Origin of the sequence: Halosimplex halophilum, from assembly GCF_004698125.1 — an archaeon.
In the GTDB taxonomy this organism is placed as follows: domain Archaea; phylum Halobacteriota; class Halobacteria; order Halobacteriales; family Haloarculaceae; genus Halosimplex; species Halosimplex halophilum.
Window position 1 is genome coordinate 442,156 of sequence record NZ_ML214297.1, and the last position, 26,313, is coordinate 468,468.

Sequence of the window (26,313 nt, forward strand, 5' to 3'; positions counted from 1 at the left end):
AAGCCCACGTCGGACCTTCCTCCCGGCCGTACGTCCGCGCATGGGCACCGACGACTTCGACCCGGAGGCGCCGGACGAACGGGAGATCGGTCGGGAGATGGTCGAGCAGAACACCGGACTCGGGTCCGTCGTCGCCCACATGTACCGCGGGGAGGTCGCCCGCGAGATATCCTGGCGCGAGCGGCTGGACGCGACGACCAACTGGGCGGTCACGGTCATCGCGGGCATCCTCGCCTACGCGTTCTCCGCCGACGACGTGTCGCACACGATCATCCTCGTCGGGATGGGCAGCGGCCTGGTGTTTCTCGTCATCGAGGCGCGCCGGTTCCAGCGGTACGACGTCTGGCGGTCCCGCGTCCGGTCGATGCAGGAGAACCTCTTCGCCAACGCGCTCGACCCCTCCGGCGGCGTCGAACAGCGCGACTGGCGCCGACAGCTGAGCGAGGACTACCGCAGCCCGACCAGCAGGCTGTCGCTCCGGCTCGCGCTGGCCCACCGGCTCCGGCGGGTGTACCTGCCGTTGCTGGTCGGCCTGCTGTTCGTCTGGCTGTTCCGGCTCGCCGGCGGCGACGAGTCGGTCGTGGCGGCCGCCGGCGTGTCGAACACGCCCGGCTGGGTCGTGCTCGGCGCCGTCGGCGTCGTGTACCTCTGTCTGGTCGCCGTCGCGTTCTGGCCGGGAGCGAGGGCCGTCTCGGAACTGGACGAGGAGGTCGACCGCGGGGACCTCCGCAGGGACGAGTGACGCCGGCCCGAACGGCGGAGGCCCCGTCCGGAGCCGGCGCCGGGCCGCCCGCCGTCGAGCGGCCGACGGCCGGCGCTATTCGGCCGAACCGGTCGTCGAGTCCGACGGGTCGTCGCCCGTGTCGGAGCCGTTCGTCGCCGTCCGCGTCGCGTCGCCCGGGTACGGCGTCACCGTCCCCTCGGGGATCGGCGTCTCGGGCGGGCCGGCCTCGAACGAGACGGAGAACCCGGTCAACTGGTCCTGGGCGACCGGGAAGTGGAACGTGTACTCCCGGGCGGCGCCGGGTTCGAGGGCGACGTGGCGTGACGGCGTGAACGTCCTGTCGCCGGCCTCGACGCGGAGGGTCATCACCGCCTCGTGGGCCGCCTCGCCGCGGTTCCGGACGGTCAGATCGGCCAGCAGGTCGCCGTCCCCGTCGGACCGGAAGGCCCGCGCCGGGACGACGAACCGCTGGCGGTCCGGCGTCGGGTCCCCCTCCCCGTCGTCTCCGGCCCCGCCGCCGTCGCCGCCCGACCCGTCGCCGAACCCGTCGTCCTCGGGCGTCGCGATCCCCTCGGGCGGTTCGGGGGCCGTCGCCGGCACCTCCCGGTTGGCCGTACAGCCCGCGCCCGCTCCCGCCGCGAGGGCGGCCAGCCCGCGCAGGAGCGTCCGTCGTTGCATACCTCTCCCCCGGGTGCGGTCCGGTAAGAATCTTCCCGTCCGGGCGGTGGCGGCCGGGGCGGCCGCCGACCCGTCCCGCCGGTCCGTGGACCTCCCGCCGCGCTTATGCCGGTCGCCGGCCGAGTCGGGGGTGTGCTGACGAAGGACCTGCTGCGCGTCTCGCGGGCCGGCGGCGGCTTCCACCCGCAGTTCGCCGGCGACGACCGCCGGGACCTCGCGGCCCGCGTCCTCGGCGTCTACCAGGGCCACGTCGACCGCGCCCGCTCGGCGCTCGACGACGCGCTCGCCGACCTCGAACGCGAGGCCGACGACTTCAAGCTCGTCCGCGGGTTCGCCAAGCTCCTGGAGCGGGAGGCCCGCTTCGAGGTCCGCTCGCCCGTCGAACCCCGGCGCGCCCGCGAGGCCGCCTTCGCCGCCGGCGAGTCCGTGGGGGTCGTCACCGCCGACGAGCGCGAGCGGGCGCTCCGGCGGGCGGCCGACCGCCTCGACGCCGAGCCGGACGACGTGGCCGACTCGCTGTACGCCGACCTGGACGACCGGCAGGTCCTCGTCGAGATCGACCCGCGCTGGGACCCCGCGGAGCTGGTCGCCCAGTACAACCTCTCGCTGGCCCAGACGGCGCTGTTCGACGCGACGGAGGTCCGCGTGCGCTCGTCCGACCCGAAGGCGCTCGTCTCCGCCGTCAAGCGCCTGCGGCTGATGTACGAGGTCCGGAAGACCGACGCCGGCCGCGAGGTGGTCGTCACCGGCCCGGACGCCCTCTTCCGGGCGACCCGCCGCTACGGCACCCGCTTCGCCCGCCTGTTGCGCACCGTCGCGAAGGCCGACGAGTGGCACCTGGAGGCGACCGTCGACGACCGCGGCACCGAGCGGGAGATGACCCTGACCGACGCGGACGTGTCCGTGCCCGGCGTCGAGCCCGTGACCGAGGTGAGCTACGACAGCGGCGTCGAGGCCGACTTCGCGACCCGCTTCGAGTCGCTGGATCTGGACTGGGAGCTCGTCCGCGAGCCCGAACCGCTCGAAGCCGGCGCCAGCGTCGCCATCCCCGACTTCGCGTTCGACTACCGCCACGCCGACTTCCGCGTCTTCTTCGAGATCATGGGCTTCTGGACGCCCGAGTACGTCGAGAAGAAACTCTCGCAGCTGGAAGCCATCGACGACGCCGAACTGCTGGTGGCCGTCGACGAGAGCCTCGGCGCGGGCGAGGACATCGAGGCCCGCGCCCACCGCGCGATCCCCTACTCCGGGACGGTCCGCGTCAAGGACGTGCGCGACGCGCTCCGGCGGTACGAGGACGACCTCGTCGCCGAGCACGCGGCCGCACTGCCCGACGAGCTTCGGCCCGAGGCGGACGTGGTGACTATCGAATCGCTGGCCGCCGACCACGGCGTCAGCGAGGACGCCGTCGAGGGCAAGGCCTTCCCCGACCACGAGCGCGTCGGGCGGACGCTCGTCAGGCCCGCGGTGCTGGACGACCTCGGCGAGCGGATCGAGGCCGGGATGGCCCTGAGCGACGCCGAGGCGGTCCTCGACGAGTACGGCGTCGACGACGCCAGCGCCGCGCTGTCGGCGCTGGGCTACCGCGTCGAGTGGGCGGGCCTGAGCGGCGGGACCGTCCGCGAGCGCGACGACTGAACGGCGGCCCACCGTGTTCCGGGGACAGCGACCGCGATCGCGGCGAGGAGTTTTCAGCGCTCATCCGCGAAGGATCGGCCGAATCAGCCGACCAGAGCGCGCGAACCCGGTCCGAGGTCACGCGCGGCGGGCGAGCAACCGACCGCCGACGGCGAGCGGGACGGCGATCCACAGCGCGAGCCCGACCGCGAGCGCGGGGGTCGAGACGGCGGTGGTCGCGAGCGCGGCGCCGACGCCGCCGCCGCTGGTCGGGACCAGCGAGAGGACGACCAGCCTGAGCGCGTCGGCGGGGTTGCCGACGACCAGCGCGGAGAGGAGCCAGCCGGGCGGGTCCAGCGCGACCACGACGCCCAGCGCCGCGAGGTCGTAGACCAGCACGAACAGCACCCACGCGAGCAGGGCGCCGCCGAGCGCGCGGGCCTTCTCGGCCGTCGCCGCGGAGAGACAGACGCCGAGCGACAGGAACGCGGCCCCGACCACGACCGCGGTCAGCAGGTAGTGGAGGTACGCCGGCAGGACCGCCGGGCCGAACCTGGTGAGGACGACCACCGCCCCGGCACCGAGTCCCAGCGCCATGCCGACCGCGAGCGTCGCGGCGCGGCCGAGGTACTTGCCGACCAGCAGCTCGGTGCGGCCGAGCGGGACGGACAGCAGCAGTTCGAGCGTGCCGCGCTCGTCGGCGCCGACGACGGTCCCGTAGCCGAGCGCGAGCGCCGCCAGCGGGACGAGATACACCGACAGCTCCGCGAGGGTCACGAGCAGCGCGCCGGCGCCGGTCGGGCCGGTCGCCGTCCCCGCCAGCCCGACGACCGCGAGCGAGAAGGCGCCGAACAGCGCCGCCAGCCCGTAGGTCCACCGGGCGCGCGAGAGCACCCGGTACTCCCGGCGGGCGACGCCGAGTACCTGCCGCGCGGTGCCGTCGGAGCGCGTCTCGTCGGCCGTCATCGCCGCGTGTGCAGTCGTACCGCCGTCCGGACGGGCTCCGTCGGGGCTGTCGTCCGCTCGCGGGTGCCCGTCGGACGCCGCCGCGGTGTCGTCGTCTTCGGCGCTCATCGGTCCGCACCTCCGGGCGCGATGGCGTCGCGGACCGCCGTCTCCAGGTCCGGCTCCTCGACACCGACGGACTCGGGGTCGGTCTCGACGACCGCCGCGAGCGCGTCGGTCGCCGCGTCGGGGGCGACCGCGAGTTCGAGGGTTCGCTCGCCCGCGGAGACGTCCGGGTCGAGGTCGCCCCCCGCGTCGCCGAGCGCCGCCCGGACCGACTCCGTGGCCGCCGCGACGGCGTCGCTGTCTGCGTATTCGGCGGTGACCGTCACCTCGTCGCCGGCCGCGCGGGTCACTTCCTCGACGGTGCCGACCGACCGGAGCGCCCCGTCGTCGAGGACGGCGACGCGGTCGCAGAGCGCCTCGACCTCGCTGAGGACGTGCGTGCTGAGGACGACCGTCACGTCCCGCTCCGCCCGGACGCGCTCGACGACGCGGTTGAACGCGTCGACGCCGGCGGGGTCCAGCCCGGCGGTCGGCTCGTCGAGCAGGAGCACGTCGGGGTCGCCCAGCAGCGCCACCGCGAGGCCGAGCCGGCGGTTCATCCCGTTGGAGTACCCGCCCACGGGCCTGTCGCCCGCGTCGGGGAGGCCGACGACCGACAGCAAGGTGTCGACCCGCGGCGCCTCGACGCCGCGCATGTCCGCGTAGTAGCCCAGCACCTCCGCGCCGGTCAGCGCGGGCTGGAAGCCGGCGTCCTCCGGCAGGTAGCCGACCCGCTCGCGGACGCGCGTGCCGTCGGTCGGGTCGACGCCCGCGACGCGGACCGTCCCAGCGTCGGGGGTCTCGTGGCCGACGAGCAGGCGGAACAGCGTGGTCTTGCCCGCGCCGTTCGTGCCGACGAGGCCGAGCGATGCGCCCGACGGCACCGACAGCGAGACGCCGTCCAGCGCGTCGACGCCGTCGTACCGTTTCGTGACGTCAGTGATCTCGATCATAGTAGTCCCTCCAGTCGTGGGGCGGTTCGGCCAGCGGCCGGTGGTCGACGACGCCGGGCGCCTCGACCACCGGCAGCGTCCGCTCGGCGAGGCGGAGGACCTCGAAGGCCGGGCTGCCGGTGAAGGCGCTCGCCTTCGGGTGCTCGCCGGTGAGGTGCTGGACCATCCCGGCCGGGCGGTACCGCGTCTCGCTGACGCCGTCGCCGTCCACGTCGCGGGCGCCGGCGCCGGCCCAGTAGTTGCCGACCGACTCGTTCCAGACGACCCGGGAGTTCACGTCGGCGCGGACCTGCACGCGGTTGCGGGCGAAGGTGTTGTGGTGGACCGACTCGCGGACGCTCCCCGCCGAGAGGTGGACGCCCGCGCCGTTGCCCGCGACGAGGTTCCGGGCGATCTCGTTGTCCAGCGAGTTGTAAACGAACAGGCCGTTCTCGTTGCCGACGACGTGGTTCCCCCGGACGGTCGTCTTGTCGATGCTCTTGAGCAGGATGCCGTGGCCGCTCTGGCCGCTGTTGTTCACCGCGACGTTGTCGACGATGCGCAGGTCCTCGGAGACCATCAGCGCGTAGCCGGCGTCGTTGTCGACGGCCGTGTTGTTCACCAGCGTATTGTCGTTCGAGTACATGTAGTGGACGCCGTAGCGGAGGTCCCACAGCGTGTTGTTGCGGGCCTCGACGCCGCTCGCCCACGAGTAGTAGATGCCGTCGCGGGCGTCGGTGATCCGGTTGTCCGCCACGTATGCGTCGGTTGTCTCGTACAGCTGGATGCCGTTGCCGCGGTCGCTCCGCGATTCGATCCCGTCGCGGCCGACGACGGTGTTGTCGACCAGCCGCGCGTCGGCGGCGCTGTCGACCCAGATCCCGAAGGTCGTGTCCGTGATCCGGCTGTCGCGCACGGTGACGCCCGCGCCGTCGACCCACACGGCGGCGTCGTTGTCCTCGGCCGCGTAGCCGGCGTTGCGGACCCACACGCCGTCGAGGGTGACTCCCGAGGCGTTCAGCGCGAGCACGTCGCCCTCGCCGGGGCCGTCGACGACCGGCATCCGCCCGTCGGCGTCGTCGGCCCGGACCGTCACGTTCGGCGTCTCGACGACGACCGTCGCCTCGGGGTCGAACCGGCCCCGGAGTTCGACGGTGTCGCCCGGTTCGGCCGCGTCGACGGCCGGCCCGAGCGCGTCGAACTCGTCGCCGTCGACGGCCGCGACGCCGGGCTCGTCGGTCGCCTCGAACTCGTAGGCGTCGGGGACGCCGGCGTCGAACGCGACGTCGTCACCCGTGGGCGCCGTGTCGGTGGGGACGGCGACGACCGTCCCGGCGGCCGCGACCAGCAGGGCGGCCGCGACGGCGGCCAGCGCCGCGTCGGCGGACGGTCGTCCCACGGCTCAGTCACCTCCGCTGGCGCCCGGGCCCGACGGACCGTCGTGCTCGCGCCGGCCGTCGCCCTCCCGGCCGTCGCCCTCACGGTCGTCCCACTCGTCGTCGCCGACGGTGTGCTCGTCGAGCCACCCGCGGGCGCCCTCGATCCGGCCGGCGACCCGGTCGGGCAGGTCGCCGAACGTGGCCGGCGTGTCGCGGTAGTAGAAGGCGACGACGAGCAGGCCGATGGCGAGGGCGGTGAGGTAGGCGCCGGCGCCGAACCGCGAGCGACTGGTGATGTTCGCCACCTCGTAGGTCCCCCACAGCGGCGGCGTGAACCCGTCGACGCCCATGACCGGCGCGTCCGGGTCGAGGGTGTGACCGGCCTGGTAGAGCCGGTACTGGATGTCGGCCAGCATCACCGTCAGCACCGTGACCGTGCCGGCGAGCTGGTAGGTCAGCCCCTTCTTCAGCCGGTCGGTGTCGGGGGCGAACGCGACGAACAGGCCGGCGGCCGCGACGGCGGCGAACGCCAGGGGGCCGAGCGACCACTCGGGCACGTCGACCGCGTAGGGGTGGGGTTCGTAGTTCGGCGGCCAGATCACCGGGTCCGGGTAGTAGAACCCGATGTACTTGTTGAGCGCCGCCATCTCCTCGTAGTCCCCGCCGATGAACGGGTAGGCGTGCAGGTGCAGGTGCAGCGTCGTGTCGGGGTACTGCACCGCGTTGACCGCGATGTGCCACATCGGCAGGATCGGTGCGACCACGAGCATGACCGCCGCGACGACGGGCAGGCCGCGGCGCAGTTGCGTGAACTCGCCGAGGTCGGGTGGTTCGTAGTTCATGGGTGTCACCGCGTTATCGTGGGTCGTTTTGTGGGTCCGTGGGTCGGAGTTCGTCGCGAGTCTGACTCCGTCGCGGGTCGGTTCGCGAGCGATGCGTGGTCGGAAGAAGCCGCCGGGCGGTGAAACCCGCGCGGCTCGGGCGGTCGCGCGGCGGCGGTGCTACTCGCTCGGTTCGACGATCATCCGCGAGCGCATCTCCAGGTGCAGCGCGCTGCAGAAGTACGTACAGTAGATCCAGTAGACGCCCGGATCGTCGGCGGTGAACGTGACCTCGCGGGTGTCCTGGGGCGCGACGGCGAGGTTCACGTCGTGTTCGGGGATCGCGACGCCGTGGATGATGTCGCGGACGCCCTCGACGTTCGTGATCGTCAGGCGCACCTCGTCGCCCTCCTGGACGGTGAAGTCGTACATCCCGTACTCCGAGCGCTTCGAGGAGGCCTTGACGTGGACCGTCGAGTCGTCGATGCGCTCGACGCCCGAGTCTTCCTGGGTGATGTAGGGCTTCTCGCCCTCGTAGTCGCTCTTGTCCCACGTGGTCGCCGGGTCGATCTTGTCCCGGTGGGCGAACACGCAGTCGTGCGGTTCGGGGTAGGCCGGGTGGTCGGCGACGATCTCCATCTCCTTCTCGCCGTCGCCGATGTGGATGAGCTGGTCGTTGTCCGGGTGGATCGGCCCGACCGGCAGGAACCGGTCCTTCGAGAGCTTGTTCAGCGAGACGAGCCACTCCCCGTCGGGGTCGGTCGTCATCGCCTCCAGCGCCTGGATGTGCCCGGGGTTGTAGTGGACGTCCTGCTTCTCCAGGATCGGCTCGGTCGAGCCGTTCTCGGCCTCGACCGCCGCCTCGATGTCCCACTTGGCGACCTGCGAGTCGATGAACAGGCTCGTGTAGGCGTGGCCGTTGCCGTCGAAGGTCGTGTGCAGCGGCCCCAGCCCGACCTTCGGGCGCCCCGCCACCGCGTCCGTGGGGTCGTCGACCTCGTCGATCCGGTCGAGGTCGAGCATCGTCACCGTCGGCGAGAGCTTGCCCGCGATGAAGGCGTACTTGCCGTCGGGGCCGACCTCGACGCAGTGGGGCGACTTGGGCACCGACACGTAGCGGACGATCGGCTCGTCGCCGGAGTTGAGGTCGCTCTCGCGCGTGCCGTCGACGACGGGGACGCCGTTGACCTCCTCGTAGTCCCCGTTGTCGACGGCCTCCTCGATGGCGGGGATGTCGAAGACCTTCGCGTAGTCGCGGTCGTCGCGGGTCATCCCCTGGATCTCGGTCGCCTCCTCGCTATTGTAACAGGAGGAGATGGCCCACCGGCCCTCCTTGCCGGTGTCGACGATGTCGAGGTTCCCGTCGACCTTGACCTGCCAGGCCGTCTCCATCGACTCGGGGTCGACGGCGGCGAACAGCGAGACGTACTCGTCGGGGTTGTTCACGTCGCGGCCGTCGTTGGGCAGGGGCGCCCGGAACTCGCCGTTCCCGAGGACGTACTCGGTGTCCGGCGAGAGGACCGAACAGCCGTGGATCGCCTGCATGTTCGGCACGTCCACGATGGCGTCCGTCTCGAAGTACTTCAGGTTCACCCGGGCGATGCGGCCGTTGGCCTTGTCGTTGACGTAGAGGTACTCCCCGTCGTAGTCGCCGTCCGTCTCGGAGAGGTTCGGGTGGTGGTTGTCGCCCCACGTGTAGCCGCCGCCCTCCTCTTCGAGCATCTCCGACGTCTGGTCGTCGTAGCCGTAGCCCCGGGCGGGTTCGGTGTTGAACACGGGGATCCGCTGGAGTTCGCGCATCGACGGGATGCCGATGACGCGGATCTCCCCGGAGTGGCCGCCCGACCAGAAGCCGTAGTACTCGTCTTTCTCGCCCGGCGGGACGAAGTGGCCGTGGCTGGCGGACGCGCCCTGCGAGCCGCCGCCGTCGCCGCCGTCGCCGCCGTCGGCGGGCGTCTTGCCCTGGGGCAGCGCCGTCTGACAGCCCGCGAACGCGCCGGCCGCGCTCGCCACGCCCGCGGCGGCGCCGGCCTTCATGAAGTCCCGGCGGTCCAGCTCCAGGCCCGCCAGTTCCATCGAGAAGCCGTCGTCGCCGTCGTCGAGTTCCGCCGGGTCCTCCACGTCCTGGAGGAGGTCGTTGATGCGCTGTTCGTGTTCCGCGACGAGTTCCTCCGCGTCACCGGTGTCGCCGTTGTCGTTGCTCATAGTTAGACCACCTTGACGTAGCCGACCATCCCGTTCAGCTCGTGGGGGATGCAGTAGTACTCGTACGTGCCCGCCGTCTCGAACGTGTGTTCGTACGACTCGCCGCCGGGGATGTTGCCCGCCTGCTCCGAACTGTAGGCGTCGGAGGCGGCGCTCTGTGACTCGAAGCCCCCGGAGGCGAAGTACGTCGCGCCGTCGGGGATCCCGTCGTCGTAGGCCGTGACGGTGTGGCCGATGTTGCCGGTGTTCTCGAAGGTCACCGTCGTCCCGCTGGAGACCTGGATCCGCTTGGGTGCGTAGACGAGTTCGTCGGTCATCTCGACCGTGCTCGTCTGGGTCCACTCGCCGCCGGACCCGCCGTCGCCGCCGTCTCCGGACGACGTGGGCGTCGGCGTCGCGTCGCTGGACCCGTCGCCACCGTCACCACCCGCGTCCGACGATTCGCCCGGCGCGGCCGAACAGCCGGCGACCGCCCCGCCGGCGATCGCCGCGCCCGTCAGCCGCAGTATCCGTCGCCTCGATGGATCGGAACTGGTCATCGACACCTGCAACTGGACGCCTCTCACTCATATACCGTCGAGGGCGTTCCCGACCCCCCGGAACCACCGCGAATCGATTCGGCTGCCGTTTATAAATCCAACCGCGGCCGGGGGTCCGACCGCCGTGCGACAGCCACCACCACACCGTCCGGAGAGAGACGAGTTTTTATACCACGAGTGCAATCTCCCGAGTGCGACGCGCGGCCGACACGGGCTCCGTTGGTGTAGTCCGGCCAATCATTTCGGCCTTTCGAGCCGATGACCTGGGTTCAAATCCCAGACGGAGCATTCTCCGGGGTGCGAACCGGCGAGCGACGGCTTTCTGTTGGATCCCCGACGGGTCGAGGGGGGCTGCCGAACCGGTGAGTCGGGAGTCGGTCGAGCCCGCGGGTCGCCGGTAAGTGGGGGTTGTCCGGCCGATACGACCGATAGGCCGGCTATACTTACAACCGGTTCGGGTCAACCCGTCGACGCCATGCCCTCCGCTCGACAGGCGGCGCTGGCCGTTCTCGCGCTCTCGGCGCTTCTCGTCGCCGGGGCGGTCGCAGTCGGTCTCTCCTGGGGGACCGACTCCGTCCGCCGGGGCGGGATCCCGGACCGCGTGAGCGACGCGCCCGTGAACGCGTCGGCGATCTCGGTCGAGTTCACGCGGACGGACAACTCGACGATGCTGCGCTACAACTCCCACGACGCGGTGGTGTTCGACGACTCGGCGGACGCGTACCACCTGCTCGTCCACAACTCGAACCGCCGGCGGATCCTCCTGCGGTCGGTCGAGCCGGAGCTCCCGACGAACGCGAGCGGCTGGGAGCCGGTCGAGCTGACGGTCAACGGGCGCAACCCGGGCGGGTCGATCGATACGGCCGTGGAGGTGAACGGGACCTACTACGCCTACCAGGACGGCCAGGTGTACACGTCGACGACACTCGCCGCCGAGAAGTGGACCCACCGGAGCGACTCCCCGCCGGGCCAGGACCACGGGGTCTACTACGACACGGCGACCGGACGCTTCCACCTGTTCTACGAGGCGGGCGACAGGGAGGACCACTCGGGGCTCGCGATCGGCCACGCCACGAGCCCGAACGGCGTCACCGACTGGACGGTCCGCCCCCCGGTCTACAACACGTCGGGCCGCTACAAGGTGGGGGACTTCGAGGTGGTCGAACAGGACGGGGTCTACTTCATGTTCGGCGACTACACGACCGACCACCCGCAGTACAGCGTCTCTGTGTGGGCGAATGACGACCTCTACACGAACTTCACGCGGGTCGACACCGTGATGGCGCCCAGCGGCAACGACTCGGCGACCCTGGACGGGTACGGCATCCAGGACGCCGACGTCGTCAGGGTCGGCTCGGACGGCCGGTACGTGATGTTCGCCCACGGCCACACCGGCGAGACGGGGCCGCGCTACCTCCACACCTTCACCGGCCGGATCCGCGTCGGCGAGCGCGCCCTCGCGTCGAACGACACCACCTCCGCGCCGAACGGAACCGACGACGCCAGCGGGACCGACCAGCCGCACGACGCCCGGCGACCGGGTACTCGAATCGACGGCGGACCCGGTGACCGGCCGGCCTGAACACCCGTCCCCCACCCGACCCCCGAACACGTCCCCACCGATGCCCCTCCACAGAACCGCCCTCGGCCGGTCGATCGGACGACGGATCGGTCGCACGCACGCGCTCGTGTTCGCGGTCGCGCTCGCGCTGCGAGCGTGGCTGTGGTCCCGGACCGGATCGCTCGTCGTCCGGGACGCCCACCGCTACATCGAGTGGTGCGGCCAGCTCTCGGCGTCGACGCTGTTCGGGAGCCGGGCGCTCGTCTACTCGGGGTACTGGCTGCCCTACTGCGGCTGGCTGCGGGCCACGGGCGAGTTCGTCGACGGCTGGGTGGCGCTCCAGGTGGTCCTCTCGGCGCTCGCGTGCGTGCTCGTCTGCGAGACGGCGCGGCTGCTCGTCGACGCGCGGGCCGGGCTGGTCGCCGGCCTCCTCCTGGCCGTCCAGTGGGAGGTGTACAAGTGGGTCGTCAGGCCCCAGTCGGAGTTCATGCTCGCGTTCGCCGTGGCGCTGGCGCTGTGGCGCCTCACCGCGTATCACCTGTCGGCGACCCGGCGGAACCGCGTCCTCGCGCTGGCCGCGCTGGGGTTCGTCGCGCTCGTCCGGCCGAACGGGCTGGTCATCGTCCTCGGATACCTCGCCTACGACTTCCTCCCGGCGTCGAGCGGCCGGCGGCTGAACCTCTTCTTTCCGGCCCCGGTGAACGTCGCGCTCGCGGGCGCGCTCGGCTCGTTCGCCCTCTACCGGCTGTCGTTCGGGCTGTACCACGGGAACACGGTCCTGTCGCCGTGGAAGGAGGGGGTCGTGATCACGCCCGAGCGGTTCGTCTACGACTACACGCCCGCCCCCGCCGACGGCGTCGTCGAGTTCCTCGTCCGCAACGCCGAACACGTCGTCGCCATCGCCGGACTGCGCGGGCTCTGGTTCTTCGCGCCGGTACTGCCCGGCTGGTCGGTCGCCCACGCGGTCAAGACGGGGGTCACCCTGACGCCGCTGACGGTGCTCGGACTGCTGGGCGTCTACAGGGCCGCCCGGACGGACCGGGAGCTCCTGGTGCTGTGGGGGACCCCGCTGGCGATGGTCGTCCTGACCGCGATGGCCGTCTGGGTCGCCGGCTGGCGCAACTTCCTGGGGCCCGCCGCGGTCGTCTACGCGCTGTTCGCGGGCTACTTCGTCTCGGCGGCGGGTCGTTCTCGCCGGGTCCCGCTCCCGGACTGACCGCGTCGGCGGGTCGTCGCCGGTCAGGAGTCGCGGTTCCACTCGACCTCGGTCACGTCGTCGGTCTCCCGGAGGATGAACGGGCCGATCGAGAGCGTGTGCTGGGTCACCGTCGCGATCCGCATGACGTAGGAGAGCAAGATTAGAAACGGGACGACGGCGACGGTGGCCGCGACCGCCACGACCAGCGCCAGCGTCTCGACGCCGAAGACGGTCGCGCCGTAGGTGGCGTCGTCGAAGAAGACGATCATGACCGCAGACACCAGCAGCGCGGGGATCGACGCCACGAGGATCTGCCGGGAGAGGTTGATCAGCTCCCACTGGAAGTACAGCGTCTTGAAGTGCTCGCGCGCGGGCCCGAACAGCTGTAACACCTCGATCAGCCCGTCGAGCGCCTCGGTGCCCTCCTCGCCGAGGTCGTCGCCGTACTGTTCGCGGATCCGGCGGGCGGTGAAGATCTTCCAGGAGTAGTTGAAGTTCAGCGCCGAGGAGATCACGTCGAACTCGCCGAACCGGGCGTCGTCCAGCCCCGCAGAGACCCCGCCGGCGTTCTCGACGAGGCTGTCGGTCAGGTCCGCGACCTCCGAGGCGACCTCGCTGTCGCCCGACCCGGGGACCGCCTCGCGCAGCTCCTCGGCGCGGTCGCCCGACACCTGGACGAGCGCGCGGAGGAACTGCGCGGGCCGCGAGGGGCTGACCGACGCCTCGATGACCTCGGCCACGTCCCGGCGAAACTCCATGGCGCCCTCCATGCGCTCGCGCTGGTCCTCGGCGGCGCCCAGCTCCTGGGAGAGGACGAGCTGGTTCAGCGTCAACACGAGCGTAACGCCGGTGATCGTCGCGGTGAGAAAGCCCTGGAACAGCGTGTCGACGGAGTCGCCCGTCCCGATGGCGTTCTCGGCCGTCGGGGAGAGATAGCCCGCGCCGACCAGCGCGAGGAAGACGAGGGTCACCAGGATGCCGGCCACGAGCCAGCGGTCGGCCTCGAGGAGGACCCACAGCTTCCACCGGCTCTGGTCGGCCCGCTCGCGCAAGCGGTCGCTCGGCGCGTCCCCGTCCCCGGCCATGCGACCGGATACTCGCGGCGGTCCCGAAAAGACACCGGTCGCGGCGGTCGGGAAAACACCGGCGACGCCGCCCGACGGCGCCGTCGGCGTCTAGGCGTGTTCGAGCCGGTAGGGCCAGTAGTCGGCCTCGCGCAGCGCCGCGCCGACGGCCTTGTGGAAGTCGGGGAAGTCCGCGAACTCCTCCTGGTCGACGTGCTCGAAGATCTCGGAGACGCTGACGACCGTCTCGTAGTCGATGCGGATCGGGTGGTCGCCGAACTCCGAGACGAACTCCGACTGCGTGAGCGGGAAGTCCTCGCCCTCGTCGATCTTCTTGGCGAGCACCGCCTGCCCGTACTTGCGGCGCCCCTCGCTGCCCTCGTCCCCGTCGGGGTCGTGCGGCCAGTCCATACCCGGACGTGCGGACGAATCACGCAAAAGGATTTCTCTCTCCGTGCGACACCTCGTCGCACGCGGGGACAAAGCCCTTGCCGGCCGACCGCGACCTCCGGCCATGCCAGGCGCGCGCATCGCGGAGGGGGACAGTGTCACGCTCCGGACCGTCGAGAAAGAGGACGTGCCGTTTCTGCAGCGCGCGGGCGCGAACCCCGAGATTCGCTACCCGCTGGGTAACCCGCTGCGGAACCGGGAAGCGATCGACGTCGACGAGGCGGACGGCACCGACCGGCTGCTCGTCTGTCTCGACGGCGAGGACGCCGGCCCCGGCCGACCCGACGAGGGCGAGACGCGCCGCATCGGCGCCGTGAGCGTCGAGGGCGTCGACTACCGCCGGCCGGAACTGGGCTACTGGCTGATTCCAGAGGTCCACGGCCGGGGGTACGGGACGGAGGCGGTCGGGCTGGCGATCGACTACGCCTTCCGCTCGTACGACAAACCGGCCGTCGGCGCGGGCGCGTTCGACCACAACGACGCCTCGCGGGGCCTGCTGGAGTCGCTGGGTTTCGTCGAGGAGGGGCGGCGCCGGAAGTTCATGTTCGTCGACGGCGCCCACCGCGACATGGTCCGGTACGGGCTGCTCCGCGAGGAGTGGCGCGACGGGTGAGGCGGGCCGTGCTCTCCACGCGACAGCCCGTTGTCGGTGGCGTGTCGCGATCGGGGCGCTTAATCGGTTCAAACCCGTAGGCCGGGCGATGACAGACGCCGGAGCGACCGGTGAGGCCGACGCCGAGGCCCCGGGCGAGCCGCGCTCGGGCGACGCCGACGGAGCCGACACCGGCGGATCCGACCCGACTTCGGGCGACCCGGGCGCGTTCACCGCGCTGGGGTCGGAGGTCCGGGCGGCGCTCTCCGAGCGGGGGTTCGCGACGCCGACGGAGCCACAGCGCGAGGCGATCCCGCCGCTGGTCGACGGCGAGGACGTCCTCGTCGTCGCGCCGACGGGGACCGGCAAGACCGAGACGGCGATGCTCCCCGTCCTCGACGCCCTCGAAGGCGAGGAGCGGTTCGGCATCGGCGCGCTGTACGTCACGCCGCTGCGGGCCCTGAACCGGGACATGCGCGAGCGCCTGAAGTGGTGGGGCGAGCGGCTGGACCTGGACGTGCAGGTCCGCCACGGCGACACGACCGACTACCAGCGCCAGCAGCAGGCCGACGACCCGCCCGACGTGCTCGTGACGACCCCCGAGACGCTGCAGGCGATGCTCACCGGGTCGAAGCTCCGGACCGCCCTCGCCGACGTGGACCACGTCGTCGTCGACGAGGTCCACGAACTCGCCGTCTCGAAGCGGGGCGCCCAGCTGACCGTCGGGCTCGAACGACTGGTCGAACTCGCCGACGACTTCCAGCGGATCGGGCTCTCGGCGACCGTCGGCGACCCCGACGAGGTCGGCCGCTTCCTCACTGGGGATCGGGGCTGCTCGGTCGTCGAGATCGACGTGGGCAGCCGCCTCGACGTGCGCGTCCGCTCGCCCGAGGTCCGGGAGGAGGACGAGCGCCTCGCCGGCGAGCTGATGACCGAACCCGACTTCGCGAGCCACGTCCGCTACATCACCGAACTCGTTGACGAGTACGAGTCGACGCTGATCTTCGTCAACACCCGTCAACTCGCGGAGGCGCTGGGCTCGCGGTTCAAGGAACTCGACGCGGACATCGGCGTCCACCACGGCTCGCTCGCCAAGGAGTCACGCATCGAGGTGGAGGACCGGTTCAAGGCCGGGGAACTGGACGGGCTGCTCTGCACCTCCTCGATGGAGCTGGGGATCGACGTGGGCCACGTCGACCACGTGGTCCAGTACAACAGCCCGCGGCAGGTGACGCGGCTGCTCCAGCGCGTCGGCCGCGCGGGCCACCGCCGCGACCAGGTCTCCCGGGGGACCGTCGTGACGACCCACCCCGACGACACGCTGGAGGCGCTCGCCATCGCCCGCAAGGCCCGCGCGGGCGAGGTCGAGTCCGCCGACATCCACGACGGCAGCCTCGACACCGTCGCCAACCAGGTCGCCGGGGTCGTCATGGACTTCGGCGAGGTACGGGCGATGCGGGCCTACGAGATCATCACCCGGGCGTACCCGTTCCGCGACCTCTCCGAGCGGGCGTTCGAGTCCGTCGTCCGCGAACTGGCGGGCAACAAGGTCGTCTGGCTGGAGGAGGACAGCGACGAGATCCAGAAGCGGGGCGGGACCTGGCAGTACTTCTATCACAACCTCTCGATGATCCCCGACGAGGCGACCTACACCGTCGAGGACGTGGCCAGCGGCCGCGACGTGGGGACCTTAGACGAGCGGTTCGTCGTCAACTTCGCGACGCCCGGGGAGATCTTCATCCAGCGCGGCGAGATGTGGCGCATCACCGAGATCGACGAGGAGGAGGAGACCGTCACGGTCTCGCCGGTCGAGGACCCCGGCGGGGAAGTCCCCTCCTGGACCGGCCAGGAGATCCCCGTCCCCTGCGGCGTCGCCCAGGAGGTCGGCGAGATGCGCGGGGTCGCCGGCCGACAGCTCCAGCAGGGGGCGAGCGTCGACTCGGTCGCCCGGGAGTTCACCGCCCGCTACGACGGCGACGCCGACACGATAGCGGTGGGACTCGAACAGCTGGCCGACCACGACCCCGACCACCCGATCCCGACCGACGAGACGGTCCTGATCGAGTTCCGCGGGCGGGAACTCGTCGTCAACGCCGCCTTCGGCCACAAGATCAACGAGACGCTCGGACGCTTGCTCTCGGCGCTGCTGGGCCAGGCCACCGGCTCGTCGGTCGGGATGGAGATCGACCCCTACCGGATCGAACTGGAGGTGCCCCGCACCGCCTCGGCGACCGACGCGCTGGGGGTGCTGGAGGACACCGACCCCGACCACGTCGCCGAACTCGTCGAGCTCTCCCTGAAGAACGCCGACTCGCTGAAGTTCAAGGTGGCCCAGGTGGCGACGAAGTTCGGCGCGCTGAAGCGCTGGCGCGGCCGCGGGTCGAGCGACCGGTTCGGCCGCGACCGGCTGATGGACGCGCTGGAGGACACGCCGGTCTACGACGAGGCCGTCCGCGAGATCCTCCACGAGGAACTGGACGTTGACGGGGCCAGCGAGGTCCTCGAACGGGTCCAGTCGGGCGACCTCTCGGTCGAGTTGCTCGGCGACCGGACCCCGATCGGCCTCGGCGGGCGCAGCGCCGGCCAGGAGTTGCTCTCGCCGGACCACGCCGACGCGAGCGTCATCCAGACCGTCAAAGAGCGGATCCGGAACGACCGGATGATCCTCTTCTGTCTCCACTGCCAGGACTGGAAGCGCAAGAAGCCGGTCAAGCGGATCCGGGACCAGCCGGAGTGTCCCGAGTGCGGGTCCACCCGGATCGCCGCGCTCAATCCGTGGGCGGACGAGGTGGTATCGGCCGTGAAGGCGACGGACAAGGACGACGAACAGGAGAAGATGACCGAGAAGGCCTACAAGTCGGCGAGTCTCGTCCAGAGCCACGGCAAGCGAGCCGTGATCGCGCTGGCCGCCCGCGGCGTCGGTCCGCGCAACGCCGCCCGGATCATCAACAAACTGCGGGAGGACGAGGACGAGTTCTACCGGGACATCCTCCGCCGCGAGCGCGAGTACGCGCGCACCCGGAGCTTCTGGGACTGAGGGGCGGTTCCCGGTCCGGGCGAGACCCGGTGGCGTGTCCGCCGAGAGTGGGACAACCGGCGGACGGCACCAGGATCGGCGTCGGACTTAAGCGGACGCGGGTCCCACGCGCGAACGATGCCATCCTACTCGGTCGAACTCCCGGAGGGCGAGGAACAGGGGATCCGCATCGAGTGCGACGAACACGGCGAGTGGACGGAACTGCCGGCGGACCGCCGCAGCGGGGCCTTCTACTGCGAGGGCTGCGGCCGCGAACTCGAAGTCGGTCTCAACACCGAGGACTGGCGCGACCTCGCCGAGATGTGCTGAGCGGCGGCCCCGGCCGGGGACCGACGAGCGGACCGGTAGCGACTCCGTACGGCGGTCGGTGACTGGGCCGCCGCCGGTCGCTCACGACCGGCGGAACAAGCGGCGAATCTGTGGCGGACCGGCCCCTTTTTAGCCGGCCCTGGCTAACAGGCGCGACAGTCGAACCCGTGAGCACAGACCAGGCGATCGACGCGGAGTACATCGAGCGGCACAGGGAGGAGATCGACCACCCGCTGTGGCAGCTGTTCATGCGTTTCGGCGACGGGCACCGTCGCTGGTTCGTCCTCGGCGTCCTCGCGAGCATCGGCTCGCGGTTCTTCTCGCTGGTGCCGCCCGTGATCCTCGGGCGGGCCATCGACGCCATCTTCCGGGACGACGCCGCCTTCACCCTGCCGTTCGTCCCCGCGGCCTGGCTCCCCGAGACGACGATGGGCCAGTTCTGGTTCGCGATCGGCGCGATGGCCGTCGCGATGCTCGGACAGGCCGTGCTGATCTTCACCCGGGCGACTTCCCTCAACCTGTTCTCCCACCGGGTGAAACACGAGGCCCGCACCGCCACCTACCAGCAGATGCAGCGGCTGGACATGAACTTCTTCAACGAGGTCCAGACCGGCGAGCTCATCTCGATCCTCTCGAACGACACCAACCGGCTGGAGCAGTTCCTCGACTCGATGATGGGCGAGATGATCCAGCTGATCGTCCTCATGCTGGGGACGGCGGTCATCCTCCTGTGGATGAACCCGATGCTGTCGGTCGTGACGCTGACTGTCATCCCGCTGTCCGCGGTGTTCACCCTCTGGTACATGCGGCTGGCCGAGGAGCGCTACGCCGACATCCGCGAGTCGGTCGGTGACCTCAACAGCCGCCTGGAGAACAACCTCGGCGGCATCGAGGTCATCAAGACCTCCAACACCGAGGACTACGAGGACGAGCGCGTCAGGGACCACTCCTACCGCTACTTCAAGCTCGACTGGCTGGCGCTGCGGCTGAGCTTCGTCTACCGCCCGGGGCTGCGGGCGCTGACCTCCCTCGCGTTCATCGCGACGTTCGTCGTCGGCGGGATCTGGATCCTGAACGGGCCGCCGGGGCCGCTGTCCAACCAGCTGACGTTCATGGGCCAGACCTACGACACCACACTCACCGTCGGGACGCTCGTCACGTTCCTCCTGCTGACCCAGCGGCTGGTCAACCCGCTCGCGCAGATGTCGAACATCATCGAGCGCTACGAGGACGCCAAGGCCTCGACCAAGCGCATCCTCGGGCTGATGAGCCTGCCGGTCCGCATCCAGGACAAGCCCGACGCGGTCGACCTCGGCGACGTGGAGGGCCGCGTCGAGTACGACGGCGTGACCTTCAGCTACGACGAGGACGAGGTCGTCCTCGACGACATCGACATCGACGTGGAGCCGGGCGAGACGGTCGGCCTCGTCGGTCCCACGGGCGCCGGCAAGACGACGATCGTCAAGCTACTCCTGCGGCTGTACGACGTGGACGAGGGGGCCGTCCGCGTCGACGGCCACGACGTGCGCGACGTGACGGTCTCCAGCCTGCGCGGGGCGATGGGCTACGTCGGCCAGGACAACTTCCTGTTCGACGGCACCGTCGCCGACAACGTCAAGTACGGCCAGTTCGACGCCAGCCGCGAGGAGGTGGTCGAGGCCTGCAAGCGCGCCGAGGCCCACGAGTTCATCCAGAACCTCCCGGAGGGCTACGACACCGACATCGGCGAGCGGGGCGTGAAGCTGTCGGGCGGGCAGCGCCAGCGGGTCGCCGTCGCGCGGACCATCCTCCAGCACCCCGCGATCATGATCTTCGACGAGGCGACCTCCGCCGTCGACACCGAGACGGAGATGCTCATCCAGCGCTCCATCGACGAACTCGCCGCCGACCGCACGACATTCATCATCGCCCACCGGCTCTCGACGGTCCGGGACGCCGACACGATCCTCGTCCTCGACGACGGGGAGATCGTCGAGCGGGGCACCCACGAGGAGCTGCTGGAGAGCGACGGCCTCTACGCCAACCTCTGGCGCGTCCAGGCCGGCGAGATCGAGGACCTCCCCGAGGAGTTCGTCGAACAGGCCAGCGAGCGGGTGGCCCAGCAGGCGCTCGACGCCGCCGAGGACGACTGAGGTAACCTCGGCTTCAGCGGCGGTAGCTGGCCTATACCCTTTCGGCTCCGCCCGCTATCGCGCGTATGGCGACGCTCCAGGAGTACTGGGAACAGGTCGGCGTCGGCGGCCTGATACTCGTCGGCGTCCTGCTGTTTTTCGTCCCCGAACCGACCACGTCCTTCCTCGGCATCGTCGTTCTGATGATCGCCTCGGTGATCTGGCTGGCGAACTGGGAGCGGTAGAGCGGAGAAGAATCCGAACAGATCCGAGTCGGAGAGAGTGACGCTCACTCGTCCCCGTAGATGTACTTCTCCGTCTCGGTTGCAGTCAGTGTTTCGTCTGAATCGATGTCCGAGTAGTCGAAATCCCGAAAGAACGTGTCTTCCTCGTTCATAGGACCTGATTCGGTCTCCAAGCACAATATCTTGACCCTGAACGTGGAGGGAACAGCGATGCCGTGTTACTTCCCTTCGAACTCGGGCTCGCGGTCCTGCTGGAAGGCCGCGAGGCCCTCCCACACGTCGTCGGTGGTAAAGAGCTGGCCGAAGGCGGAGGCCTCGTATTCCAGGCCGGCGTCGGTGTCGTCGCGGCCGGCGACCATCGCGCGCTTGGTGAGCTTCTGAGCGATGGGCGGCCCGGCGGCCAGATCCCGGGCTAGCTCCCACTTGCGGTCGTCGTACTCGTCCGGACTCACGACCTCGTTGACGAAGCCGTAGTCGTACATCGTCTCCGGGTCGTAGTCGTTCTTCGCGGTGAAGATGATCTCCTTGGCGCGGCCCTCGCCGACGACGTGTTTCAGGCGCTGGGTGCCGCCCCAGCCGGGCAGGAGGCCGAGGTTGTGCTCGGGCTGTCCGAACTGGCCGCTCTCGCTGGCGATCCGCATATCCGCCGCGGTGGCGAGTTCCATCCCGCCGCCGAGGCAGTAGCCGTCGATCGCGGCGACGACCGGCATCCCGACCTCCTCCAGGCGGCCGAAGACGCGCTGGCCCTTGCGGGACATCTCGCTGGCGTCGAGGCCGCTCTCGGGCGCGGCGCTTGCGGCGTCGAACCCGGCGGAGAACGCGCGGTCGCCCGCGCCCTCGAGGAGCACCGTCCGGATCTCGTCGTCGGCTTCGAACTGGTCGAGCGCGGCGTCGATCTCGTCGATCATGTCGACGGTGATCGTGTTCATCCGCGCCGGGCGGTCGAGCCGGATGTGGCCGACCGCGCCGTCGGTCTCGACGACGATCTGTTCGTACTCGACTGTCTCGCCCCCGTCGTCACCGCCGTAGAAGCCGCCCTCGTCGGCGGCCGCGCGGAGGCCGTCGGAGACCTCGTAGCGGGCGGCGCCGGTCTCCTCGTGGAGGTCCTCCAGGGTTTCGACGAGGTCGTCCAGGCCGTAGGCGTCGGCGCGCTTGCCCGGCCCCTCGGGGAAACCCGCGCCGAGCATCATCGCCTCGTCGACGTCCGAGACGGGTGCCACGTCGTTCTCGACGAGCTTGCCGACCTCGTTGGCCATCACGGCCAGCAGCCGCGCCTCCACGTCGTCGCGGCCTTCGTCGGCCGGGATCTCGACGCCGCCGTCCTCGTAGTCGTAGAAGCCCTTCCCGGTCTTCTTGCCGAGTTCCTCGGCCTCGACCTTCTCTTCGAGGAGCGGACAGGGCTCGTAGGCGTCGCCGAGCACCTCGTGGAGGTATTCGAGGACGTGCAGGGTCACGTCGTGGCCGACCTGGTCGCCGAGTTCGAACGCGCCCATTGGCAGGCCCATGTCGAAGGAGGTGGTGGAGTCGACCTCCGCGACGGTGGCCACGTCGTCGTGGACGAGCCAGCAGGCCTCGTTCATCTGCGGGACCAGGACCCGGTTGACGATGAACCCCGGCGAGTCCTTGCGCACCCGGACGGGCGTCTTGTCGAAGGCCTCGGCCAGTCGCTCGATGGCGTCGAGCGTCTCGTCGGCGGTGTGGTCGCCGCGGATGACCTCGACGAGCGCCATCCGGACCGGCGGGTTGAAGAAGTGCATCCCGCAGAACTGCTCCGGTCGCTCCGTCACCTCCGACAGTTCGGTGACCGAGAGGCTGGAGGTGTTCGTCGCGAAGATGGCCTCGTCGGGCGCGTACTCCTCCAGTTCGGAGTACACGTCCTTCTTCACGTCCATCCGCTCGGGGACGGCCTCGATGACCACGTCCGCTTCGGCGACGGCGGACTCGAAGTCGACGAGCGGTTCGACGCGGTCGAGCGCGGCGTCCGCCTCGTCATCGGAGATCTGGCCGCTCTCTGCGAGTTTCCCCAGCGACCACTCGATGTTCTCGTAGCCGTCCTCGACGAACTCCTCCTTGATGTCCCGCATCGTCACGTCGTAGCCCGCCAGGGCCGCGACCTCGGCGATCCCGTGGCCCATGTTGCCGGCGCCGAGTACCGCGACCTGCTCGATGTCCTCGAAGTTCATGACGTGTGCATCCTCGCTCGGCTCCCGTTTCAAGGTTTCTCTCGGCCGTAAACGCTCGACTAGTTGATCGTTGATTACGAAGCGTTATGTATGCGAGACGATGACAAACGAGGTATGGACTTCGCACTCACAGACGAGCAAGAGCAGGTCCGCGACGAAGTCCGTCGGTTCGCCGACAACGAGATCCGCCCGGTCGCCACCGAGTACGACACCGAGGAGAAGTTCCCTCGCGAACTGGTCGAGGAGGCCGCGGAGCTGGGACTCGTGGGCGCCAACGTCCCGCTGGAGTACGGCGGCGTCGGCTACGACTACCTGACCAACATCGTCATCGTCGAGGAGCTGTTCGCCGCCGACCCGGGGATCGGCCTCTCGATCTCCTCGGCGGCGTTCGGCGCCGACGCACTGGTCGAGTTCGGCACCGAGGAGCAGAAAGAGGAGTACCTCCGCCCGGTCGCGGAGGGCGAGGCAATCATGGGCTCGGCCATCAGCGAACCCGACGTGGGGTCGGACGTGTCCAGCGTCTCCACCAGTGCCCGCAAAGAGGGCGACGAGTGGGTCATCGACGGCAACAAAATGTGGATTACGAACGGCTCCGTGGGGGACTTTTTCGTCGTCCTCTGCGAGACGGACCCCGACGCCGAGGGCCGGTACAACGGGTTCTCGCAGATCATCGTCGAGTCAGATCGAGAGGGATTCGAGGCCGAGAAGATCACCGGCAAACTGGGGATCCGCGCCTCGGACACCGCAGAACTGCTGTTCGACGGTGTGCGAGTCCCCGAGGAGAACCTGCTGGGCACTCGCGGCGCGGGCTTCCTGCAACTCATGCAGTTCTTCGACGAGACCCGGACTGCGGTGGCCGCCCAGGGCGTCGGGATCGCCCGCGGCGCCGCCGAGCGCGCGCTCGACTACGCCCAGGAGCGCGAGCAGTTCGACCGCCCCATCAGCGAGTTCCAGGCCATCCAGCACAAGCTCGCGGACATGCACACCAAGACGGAGGCAGCCCGCCAGCTGACCTACAAGTCGGCCTGGAGCGTCGACCACGCCGACGACCAGCTCACGAAGCTCGCCTCGATGGCCAAGGAGTACGCCTCCCGGATCGCCGTCGACGTGGCCGACGAGGCCGTCCAGATCCACGGCGGCGCCGGCTACGTCAACGACTTCGACGTCGAGCGGTTCTACCGCGACGCCAAGATCACCCAGATCTACGAGGGCACCACCGAGATCCAGAAGAACATCATCGCCCGCGAACTGCTCGGCAAGGGCATGGTCTGATCCCTCGGCCCTTTCGGTGACTATCCGATGGCTTTCCGGATGGCGCGCGCTGTCGAGCGTGCCCGCCTTCTGGCGGGCCGCTCGAAATAGTCGTGCGAGGGATGAGCACCGCAGCTTGCGAGGAGCGCAAGAGGCTGGGGAGGTGTGAGGCCCGCTGCGGTGCTGTGCGGGGCGGTCTGCGGTGCCGTGCTGTGCGGTCCCTGGCGTCCGCGCGAACGTGTGAGCGCGGGCTCGGGAGAGCTTGCTCTCCCGGCGGACTGAACGGGCGAGGCGCGCTCGCGTTTATCCAGTCGTCTGAGCGGGCCACTATCCGAAGCGGCCTCTTGGGCCGCAAGGATATCCCGCTCAGCGACCGCGAGCGGGCCGAGGGCTTTCATCGCTTGCTGTCTCCTGCGGTCGAAACGACTGCTAGCGAGCGGGCCGAGGGCTTTCGATGCCTGCTGTCACCTGCGGTCGACGAGACCGCTAGAGCGGGTCGGATAATTTAAGCCGCTGGCAGAGCGACACCGAAACATGGACTTCGGGCGCTCGCGCTCGTCCGGTCGCACGGCACACGACCAGCCGAACAGTGTTCGGCGCTGCCGTTGTTGAGCGCCCGCTCTTTCTCCGACGCATCGACCCGTTCGACCCACCGATCCCGACCGACCACGACACGGACCAGACAATGTTCGACAGACTCCGCGAAGACGTACGCACAGCCCGGGAGACCGACCCCGCCGCGAAAAGCAGCGCCGAGGTACTGCTCTACGCCGGCGTCCACGCCGTCTGGGCCTACCGGCTGGCCCACTGGCTGTGGACCCGCGAGTTCCACTTCACCGCCCGACTCCTCTCCCAGCTCACCCGGTTTTTCACAGGCGTAGAGATCCACCCCGGCGCGGACCTGGGCCGTCGAGTCTTCGTCGACCACGGGATGGGCGTCGTCATCGGCGAGACGGCCGAGGTGGGCGACGACGTGGCGATGTACCACGGCGTCACGCTCGGCGGGGACGACCCGCGACCCGTCAAACGGCACCCGACCGTCGGCGACCGCGTGACGCTGGGCGCGAACGCGACGCTCGTGGGCGACATCACGGTCGGCGACGACGCGACCGTCGGCGCCGGCGCCGTCGTCGTCGAGGACGTGCCGCCCGGCGCGACCGTCGTCGGCAACCCCGCCGAGGTCGTCGACGGGGACGACGCCGGGACCGAACCGGAATCCGCGACGACACCGGAAGCCGCCGAAGGAAGCAGCGCCGAGCCCACTGCGGACGAACCGGCGGACGACGAGACGGCGACGCCCCCCGACCCACCGGCCTGCTGCGGCGCGGCCGGCGCGAGTTGAACGGGCAGGGTGCGCCCCGCCAGTCGACTGCTCCTCGGCGGCGCCGCGGCCGTCCGAAACCCCCATGCCGTCCCGGCACCGAACACCGGGGCGATGACAGCGGACCCAATCGAGGAACTCGCCGCGGACGACGTGCTCGGGCCGGTCGTCGACGAGCACGGACCCGTCGCGCTGGAGCCGGCCGACGACCTCTACGAGCGGCTGGTCGTCTCGCTGATCCGCCAGCAGGTGTCGATGGACGCCGCCGCGGCCATCCGCGAGCGGCTGTTCGACGCCGTCGAGGTCACGCCCGAATCTATCGTCGAGGCCGACCACGCCACCCTCCACGAGGCCGGCCTCTCCGAGGCGAAGGCCGACTACGTCAAAAGCGCCGCGAGCGCCTTCCTCACGCGCGAGTGGGACCGCGACACCTTCGCCGAGATGAGCGACGAGGCGGTCAAAGCGGAACTGACCGACATCCACGGCATCGGCCCGTGGACTGCCGATATGTTCCTGATGTTTGGACTGGCCCGTGAGGACGTGTTCCCCGTCGGCGACCTGGGCATCCGAAAGGGGATGGACCGGCTGTTCGACGCCGACATGACCCGCGCCGAGATGACCGACGCCGCCGAGCGCTGGCAACCCTACCGGAGCTACGCCAGTCTCTACCTCTGGCGGGCCGTGGAGGGGTGAGTCGTGGGCGACGATCCTATCGATGACGGTGGGTCACTGCAGGAGCGCGTCGAACGCCTCCACGCCGAACTCGAAGCGACGGAGGAGCGGCCGGTCGACCGGACGGCGAGCCGGTGGATCGGGGAGGCCCAGGCGGTCGCCGGCGACGCGGCGGGTCTGGCAGCCGACGCGGCGGGCTCGGCCGCCGACGAGTCGGCCGCGTCGACCGTCCGCGAGCGGGTCGGCCACGTCGCCGACCTGCTCGACAACGTCGACGGGACCGGCGATCCGGCGGCCGACGAGCGCGTGGCGACGGCGCGGTCGCTGGCGGAAGATATCGCGGGGGACGACGACGAGAACTGAGAGCGGGCGCG

22 protein-coding genes, 1 tRNA gene and 1 pseudogene are annotated in these 26,313 nt (G+C 70.3%); 14 read left to right on the top strand and 10 right to left on the bottom strand.

The features are described from left to right. Nucleotides 1–40 precede the first annotated feature (40 nt). Nucleotides 41–742 (top strand): DUF2270 domain-containing protein, encoded by a 702-nt coding sequence (locus E3328_RS02335; protein ID WP_135363013.1) that lies wholly within the window; start codon nucleotides 41–43, stop codon nucleotides 740–742. Between the two features lie 75 nt (nucleotides 743–817). Here E3328_RS02335 and E3328_RS02340 read toward each other — a convergent pair whose 3' ends face one another. Beyond that, the gene (locus E3328_RS02340; RefSeq protein ID WP_135363014.1) at nucleotides 818–1,402 is read right to left on the bottom strand and encodes a hypothetical protein; all 585 of its coding nucleotides are present in this window, start codon (nucleotides 1,400–1,402) and stop codon (nucleotides 818–820) included. Nucleotides 1,403–1,534: 132 nt separating this feature from the next. Here E3328_RS02340 and E3328_RS02345 point away from each other — a divergent pair, with 132 nt between their 5' ends. Beyond that, the gene (locus E3328_RS02345; RefSeq protein ID WP_135363015.1) at nucleotides 1,535–3,040 is read left to right on the top strand and encodes a DUF790 family protein; all 1,506 of its coding nucleotides are present in this window, start codon (nucleotides 1,535–1,537) and stop codon (nucleotides 3,038–3,040) included. Between the two features lie 117 nt (nucleotides 3,041–3,157). On the opposite strand, the gene E3328_RS02350 is transcribed toward E3328_RS02345, so the two are convergent. The 6 genes from E3328_RS02350 to E3328_RS02375 all read right to left on the bottom strand — a co-directional run bounded on the left by E3328_RS02350 (nucleotide 3,158) and on the right by E3328_RS02375 (nucleotide 9,945). Then, on the bottom strand, nucleotides 3,158–4,093 hold the full coding sequence (locus tag E3328_RS02350; protein WP_135363016.1) for an ABC transporter permease: 936 nt from the start codon (nucleotides 4,091–4,093) through the stop codon (nucleotides 3,158–3,160). Next, nucleotides 4,090–5,022 carry an ABC transporter ATP-binding protein gene (locus E3328_RS02355; protein ID WP_135363017.1) on the bottom strand — a complete coding sequence of 311 codons (933 nt, stop codon included), beginning with the start codon at nucleotides 5,020–5,022 and terminating at the stop codon, nucleotides 4,090–4,092. Before E3328_RS02355 ends, E3328_RS02350 begins: the two co-directional genes overlap by 4 nt. Then, nucleotides 5,006–6,400 carry a nitrous oxide reductase family maturation protein NosD gene (gene nosD / locus E3328_RS02360; protein ID WP_135363018.1) on the bottom strand — a complete coding sequence of 465 codons (1,395 nt, stop codon included), beginning with the start codon at nucleotides 6,398–6,400 and terminating at the stop codon, nucleotides 5,006–5,008. Before nosD ends, E3328_RS02355 begins: the two co-directional genes overlap by 17 nt. A 3-nt stretch (nucleotides 6,401–6,403) precedes the next feature. Beyond that, nucleotides 6,404–7,222, bottom strand: a complete 819-nt coding sequence (locus tag E3328_RS02365) for a hypothetical protein (RefSeq protein WP_135363019.1) — start codon at nucleotides 7,220–7,222, stop codon at nucleotides 6,404–6,406. A 159-nt stretch (nucleotides 7,223–7,381) separates the two neighbouring features. Then, a complete protein-coding gene (gene nosZ, locus E3328_RS02370; protein ID WP_135363020.1) occupies nucleotides 7,382–9,406 on the bottom strand; it encodes a TAT-dependent nitrous-oxide reductase in 2,025 nt (674 codons plus the stop codon). Between the two features lie 2 nt (nucleotides 9,407–9,408). Continuing rightward, a complete protein-coding gene (locus tag E3328_RS02375) occupies nucleotides 9,409–9,945 on the bottom strand; it encodes a plastocyanin/azurin family copper-binding protein (RefSeq protein WP_135363021.1) in 537 nt (178 codons plus the stop codon). Nucleotides 9,946–10,158: 213 nt separating this feature from the next. Between E3328_RS02375 and E3328_RS02380 the strand changes: the two genes are divergently transcribed. The 3 genes from E3328_RS02380 to E3328_RS02390 all read left to right on the top strand — a co-directional run bounded on the left by E3328_RS02380 (nucleotide 10,159) and on the right by E3328_RS02390 (nucleotide 12,722). After that, nucleotides 10,159–10,233, top strand: a tRNA-Glu gene (locus tag E3328_RS02380). Nucleotides 10,234–10,420: 187 nt separating this feature from the next. Next, entirely contained in the window at nucleotides 10,421–11,527 is a 1,107-nt protein-coding gene (locus E3328_RS02385) for a glycoside hydrolase family protein (protein WP_135363022.1), read from the top strand. Between the two features lie 40 nt (nucleotides 11,528–11,567). Continuing rightward, nucleotides 11,568–12,722, top strand: a complete 1,155-nt coding sequence (locus E3328_RS02390) for a glycosyltransferase family 39 protein (RefSeq protein ID WP_135363023.1) — start codon at nucleotides 11,568–11,570, stop codon at nucleotides 12,720–12,722. A gap of 23 nt (nucleotides 12,723–12,745) precedes the next feature. Here E3328_RS02390 and E3328_RS02395 read toward each other — a convergent pair whose 3' ends face one another. Together E3328_RS02395 and E3328_RS02400 are read right to left on the bottom strand one after the other, a co-directional pair. Beyond that, nucleotides 12,746–13,789 carry a DUF7972 family membrane protein gene (locus tag E3328_RS02395; RefSeq protein WP_135363024.1) on the bottom strand — a complete coding sequence of 348 codons (1,044 nt, stop codon included), beginning with the start codon at nucleotides 13,787–13,789 and terminating at the stop codon, nucleotides 12,746–12,748. A gap of 90 nt (nucleotides 13,790–13,879) precedes the next feature. Beyond that, on the bottom strand, nucleotides 13,880–14,179 hold the full coding sequence (locus E3328_RS02400; RefSeq protein ID WP_135363025.1) for a DUF5785 family protein: 300 nt from the start codon (nucleotides 14,177–14,179) through the stop codon (nucleotides 13,880–13,882). Nucleotides 14,180–14,282: 103 nt separating this feature from the next. Here E3328_RS02400 and E3328_RS02405 point away from each other — a divergent pair, with 103 nt between their 5' ends. The 5 genes from E3328_RS02405 to E3328_RS21695 all read left to right on the top strand — a co-directional run bounded on the left by E3328_RS02405 (nucleotide 14,283) and on the right by E3328_RS21695 (nucleotide 20,512). Beyond that, on the top strand, nucleotides 14,283–14,831 hold the full coding sequence (locus tag E3328_RS02405) for a GNAT family N-acetyltransferase (protein WP_135363026.1): 549 nt from the start codon (nucleotides 14,283–14,285) through the stop codon (nucleotides 14,829–14,831). Between the two features lie 88 nt (nucleotides 14,832–14,919). Beyond that, nucleotides 14,920–17,847, top strand: coding sequence for a DEAD/DEAH box helicase (locus tag E3328_RS02410; protein ID WP_246022864.1), 2,928 nt, complete (start codon nucleotides 14,920–14,922; stop codon nucleotides 17,845–17,847). Nucleotides 17,848–17,964: 117 nt separating this feature from the next. Next, entirely contained in the window at nucleotides 17,965–18,156 is a 192-nt protein-coding gene (locus tag E3328_RS02415) for a hypothetical protein (RefSeq protein WP_135363027.1), read from the top strand. Between the two features lie 167 nt (nucleotides 18,157–18,323). Further along, complete coding sequence (locus E3328_RS02420) at nucleotides 18,324–20,288, top strand: ABC transporter ATP-binding protein (protein WP_135363028.1); 1,965 nt, start codon at nucleotides 18,324–18,326, stop codon at nucleotides 20,286–20,288. 65 nt (nucleotides 20,289–20,353) lie between these two features. Beyond that, nucleotides 20,354–20,512 carry an FXYD domain-containing ion transport regulator gene (locus E3328_RS21695; protein ID WP_167837273.1) on the top strand — a complete coding sequence of 53 codons (159 nt, stop codon included), beginning with the start codon at nucleotides 20,354–20,356 and terminating at the stop codon, nucleotides 20,510–20,512. A gap of 218 nt (nucleotides 20,513–20,730) precedes the next feature. On the opposite strand, the gene E3328_RS02425 is transcribed toward E3328_RS21695, so the two are convergent. Next, the gene (locus E3328_RS02425; RefSeq protein WP_135363029.1) at nucleotides 20,731–22,695 is read right to left on the bottom strand and encodes a 3-hydroxyacyl-CoA dehydrogenase/enoyl-CoA hydratase family protein; all 1,965 of its coding nucleotides are present in this window, start codon (nucleotides 22,693–22,695) and stop codon (nucleotides 20,731–20,733) included. Nucleotides 22,696–22,809: 114 nt separating this feature from the next. On the opposite strand from E3328_RS02425, the gene E3328_RS02430 reads away from it, so the two are divergent. The 4 genes and pseudogenes from E3328_RS02430 to E3328_RS02445 all read left to right on the top strand — a co-directional run bounded on the left by E3328_RS02430 (nucleotide 22,810) and on the right by E3328_RS02445 (nucleotide 26,302). Continuing rightward, nucleotides 22,810–23,967: an acyl-CoA dehydrogenase family protein gene (locus E3328_RS02430; RefSeq protein ID WP_135363030.1), complete on the top strand. Its 1,158-nt coding sequence runs from the start codon at nucleotides 22,810–22,812 to the stop codon at nucleotides 23,965–23,967. 664 nt (nucleotides 23,968–24,631) lie between these two features. Continuing rightward, nucleotides 24,632–25,135, top strand: a pseudogene (cysE, locus tag E3328_RS02435) (serine O-acetyltransferase); the annotation flags it as partial. Nucleotides 25,136–25,381: 246 nt separating this feature from the next. Continuing rightward, nucleotides 25,382–25,960, top strand: coding sequence for a DNA-3-methyladenine glycosylase family protein (locus E3328_RS02440; RefSeq protein ID WP_135363032.1), 579 nt, complete (start codon nucleotides 25,382–25,384; stop codon nucleotides 25,958–25,960). Between the two features lie 3 nt (nucleotides 25,961–25,963). Further along, a complete protein-coding gene (locus E3328_RS02445) occupies nucleotides 25,964–26,302 on the top strand; it encodes a DUF8152 family protein (protein ID WP_135363033.1) in 339 nt (112 codons plus the stop codon). Nucleotides 26,303–26,313: the final 11 nt, after the last annotated feature.

Bases quoted from the DNA above. Each gene is read 5' to 3' on its own strand.
- E3328_RS02335 (WP_135363013.1), top strand. From the start codon at position 41: ATGGGCACCGACGACTTCGACCCGGAGGCGCCGGACGAACGGGAGATC.
- E3328_RS02340 (WP_135363014.1), bottom strand. From the start codon at position 1,402: ATGCAACGACGGACGCTCCTGCGCGGGCTGGCCGCCCTCGCGGCGGGA.
- E3328_RS02350 (WP_135363016.1), bottom strand. From the start codon at position 4,093: ATGAGCGCCGAAGACGACGACACCGCGGCGGCGTCCGACGGGCACCCG.
- E3328_RS02355 (WP_135363017.1), bottom strand. From the start codon at position 5,022: ATGATCGAGATCACTGACGTCACGAAACGGTACGACGGCGTCGACGCG.
- E3328_RS02365 (WP_135363019.1), bottom strand. From the start codon at position 7,222: ATGAACTACGAACCACCCGACCTCGGCGAGTTCACGCAACTGCGCCGC.
- nosZ (WP_135363020.1), bottom strand. From the start codon at position 9,406: ATGAGCAACGACAACGGCGACACCGGTGACGCGGAGGAACTCGTCGCG.
- E3328_RS02375 (WP_135363021.1), bottom strand. From the start codon at position 9,945: ATGACCAGTTCCGATCCATCGAGGCGACGGATACTGCGGCTGACGGGC.
- E3328_RS02385 (WP_135363022.1), top strand. From the start codon at position 10,421: ATGCCCTCCGCTCGACAGGCGGCGCTGGCCGTTCTCGCGCTCTCGGCG.
- E3328_RS02390 (WP_135363023.1), top strand. From the start codon at position 11,568: ATGCCCCTCCACAGAACCGCCCTCGGCCGGTCGATCGGACGACGGATC.
- E3328_RS02395 (WP_135363024.1), bottom strand. From the start codon at position 13,789: ATGGCCGGGGACGGGGACGCGCCGAGCGACCGCTTGCGCGAGCGGGCC.
- E3328_RS02400 (WP_135363025.1), bottom strand. From the start codon at position 14,179: ATGGACTGGCCGCACGACCCCGACGGGGACGAGGGCAGCGAGGGGCGC.
- E3328_RS02405 (WP_135363026.1), top strand. From the start codon at position 14,283: ATGCCAGGCGCGCGCATCGCGGAGGGGGACAGTGTCACGCTCCGGACC.
- E3328_RS02410 (WP_246022864.1), top strand. From the start codon at position 14,920: ATGACAGACGCCGGAGCGACCGGTGAGGCCGACGCCGAGGCCCCGGGC.
- E3328_RS02415 (WP_135363027.1), top strand. From the start codon at position 17,965: ATGCCATCCTACTCGGTCGAACTCCCGGAGGGCGAGGAACAGGGGATC.
- E3328_RS21695 (WP_167837273.1), top strand. From the start codon at position 20,354: ATGGCGACGCTCCAGGAGTACTGGGAACAGGTCGGCGTCGGCGGCCTG.
- E3328_RS02425 (WP_135363029.1), bottom strand. From the start codon at position 22,695: ATGAACTTCGAGGACATCGAGCAGGTCGCGGTACTCGGCGCCGGCAAC.
- E3328_RS02430 (WP_135363030.1), top strand. From the start codon at position 22,810: ATGGACTTCGCACTCACAGACGAGCAAGAGCAGGTCCGCGACGAAGTC.
- E3328_RS02440 (WP_135363032.1), top strand. From the start codon at position 25,382: ATGACAGCGGACCCAATCGAGGAACTCGCCGCGGACGACGTGCTCGGG.